This is a genomic window from Tabrizicola sp. (genome assembly GCF_051645465.1).
Lineage (GTDB): Bacteria > Pseudomonadota > Alphaproteobacteria > Rhodobacterales > Rhodobacteraceae > Tabrizicola.
Genome location: NZ_JBOFBI010000111.1, coordinates 1 through 2,209 on the forward strand (window position 1 = coordinate 1; position 2,209 = coordinate 2,209).

General features: G+C 65.4%; 3 protein-coding genes. 2 read left to right on the forward strand and 1 reads right to left on the reverse strand.

Annotated features, from left to right (window positions below):
* Positions 1–936 (reverse strand): ABC transporter transmembrane domain-containing protein (locus ACRCSW_RS06855; protein ID WP_438703702.1); only part of this gene is annotated, 936 nt, incomplete at its 3' end.
* Positions 937–1,082: 146 nt separating this feature from the next.
* On the opposite strand from ACRCSW_RS06855, the gene ACRCSW_RS06860 reads away from it, so the two are divergent.
* Positions 1,083–1,865: an MlaA family lipoprotein gene (locus ACRCSW_RS06860; protein WP_438703704.1), complete on the forward strand. Its 783-nt coding sequence runs from the start codon at positions 1,083–1,085 to the stop codon at positions 1,863–1,865.
* On the forward strand, positions 1,855–2,209 hold a 355-nt coding region (locus ACRCSW_RS06865), incomplete at its 3' end, for an ABC transporter substrate-binding protein (protein WP_438703705.1). The genes ACRCSW_RS06860 and ACRCSW_RS06865, both read left to right, overlap by 11 nt.

A 2,209-nucleotide genomic window follows, 5' to 3' on the forward strand; every position in this document is an offset into this window, starting at 1 on the left:
CTGTCCGGCGCGGGTGACGACAGGCCATTGGCCGACCGCCTGTTCGATGGGCTGCAGCGCGCGACCCATCAGGATGGATGAGGCGATCATGGCACCGGCGGAAAGCTCTCCTCTGATCACCAGCCAGGCGGCGAGGCCAAGCATGGCCGATTGCAGGAAAAGCCGGAAGGTTTTCGTCAGCACCGACCAGCGCCCGGTGGTATCGGAGGCGGCAAGCCCCTCGTTCAGGGCGCGGCCGCGGGCAGTCTGCCAGCGGGTAAAGGCCGCGCCGGTCATGCCCAGGGCCTGCACCAGTTCCGATTCGGACTTGAGGTTGTCGGACTGACGGTCGGAGGTCAGGCTTGCAACGTTGGCAGCGTCCAGCGGCGTCTTGGTCGTGCGTTGGTTCAGCCAGCTGATCAGCACGAGGATCAGGCCGCCGGCGATGGCGAGCATGCCAAGCCAGGGGTGGAAGATGAAGACCGCCCCGATGAAGACCGGCGTCCAGGGCGCGTCGAAAAGCGCGAGGAGGACGGGCGAGGCCCAGAACCGGGCAAGCGCGTCAAGGTCGCGCTGGGCGGCGAGCGCGGCGGTGTCCTGCGGGGCGAGGGACAGGCGACGGAACGCGGCCGAAAGGACGCGGCTATCCAGCGACGCCTGCAGTCTTGTGCCGATTCGGGCTGTCACGCGGGCGCGGGCGTGGTCCAGCAGGCCCATGATCAGGAACATGAACGCGGCGAGGAGCGACAGCGCCAGCAGAGTTTCTTCGGACCGCGAGATGAGAACCCGGTCATAGACCTGCAGCATGTAGAGCGGCGAGGTCAGCATCAGAAGGTTCACGAAGGCCGAGAAGATGAAAGCCGTGATCAGCGCCTTGCGCGACAAGGCGCGGGCGGCGGCCAGTTCGGCCAGCCCCGGACGGGTATCGATGGTTGCGGTGGGTCGGGCGTCGGCCATCACTTCTCCTGCATCTTTGGCGTCATTCTGCCGCCCGTCGCCTTCCTGCCACGCTTGGCCGTTGTCTTGGGCAAGTCAGGGACTTATGCCTTGCCTATTGCCAGCCAAACCTATGCTAAGGGCTAAGCTGGCGGGACGCTAGGAACATGGGTCTGATAATTCCATCAAATTCGCGCAAGGGTGGACAGTATGTCGCGGGTGTCGCGTTATGTCTGCTTTTGGCGGGCTGTGCGGGCAAGCCCGGGCCGGACGGGATCAACGACCCCTACGAGGAATCGAACCGCAAGGTGCATGCGTTCAACCGCGGGCTGGACCGGGCGCTGGTGGGACCGGCGTCCAAGGGCTATGGCTCGGTCGTGCCGCAGCCGGTGAAGAAGGTGGTGGGCAATGTCGCCGATACGCTGGATGTTCCCGGGGATATCGCCAACGACCTTCTGCAGTTCAACATCGCCGATGCGGCACAGAACACCCTGCGGCTGGCAGTCAACCTGACGATGGGGGTGGGCGGGATCTTCGACGCCTCGACGGCGATCGGGCTGCCGGGCAAGCCCACCGATTTCGGCGAGACGCTGCATGTCTGGGGCGCGGGCGAAGGGGCCTATCTGGAGCTGCCGGTGCTAGGGCCGTCGACGGCGCGGGATGCGACGGGAAGGGTGGTCGACGTGGTCCTGAACCCGGTGCGGCTGGCCCTGCCCGAGAGAGAGGCGATGGCCGCGACGGTAATGGGGCTTTTCGCACGGCTTGGTGATCGCGACCGCTATGCGGATACTGTAGATTCGATCCTATATGAGAGTGCCGACAGCTATGCTCAGGCGCGGCTCCTGTATCTGCAGAACCGGCGGTTCCAGCTGGGGCAGACCGGAGAGGCGGCGGGTGCCGGCGGAGACGATGACTTTATTGACCCCTATGAGGACCCCTATGCCGAATGATCCCATCCTTTCGCGCCGCGCCTTCGGGGCGGGTCTTGCCGCTGGTCTGACGGTGCTGTCGCTGCCGCGCGCAGCGATGGCCTTTACGGTCGAAGAGGCGCGCGCGCTGATCGACAAGGCGGTGGCAGACGTGACCCGGATCATCAACTCGGGCAAGTCGCAGAACGCGATGTACCCGGAGTTCGAGAAGGTCTTCGCCCGCTATGGCGACGTGCCGACCATCGCGCGGTCGGCCCTTGGCCCGGCGGCGCGGTCGGCGTCCAATTCGCAACTCAGGGGTTTCACCAAGGCGTATCAGGGCTATATCGCCCGCAAGTACGGCCGTCGCTTCCGTGAGTTCATCG

Bases quoted from the DNA above. Each gene is read 5' to 3' on its own strand.
- ACRCSW_RS06860 (WP_438703704.1), top strand. From the start codon at position 1,083: ATGGGTCTGATAATTCCATCAAATTCGCGCAAGGGTGGACAGTATGTC.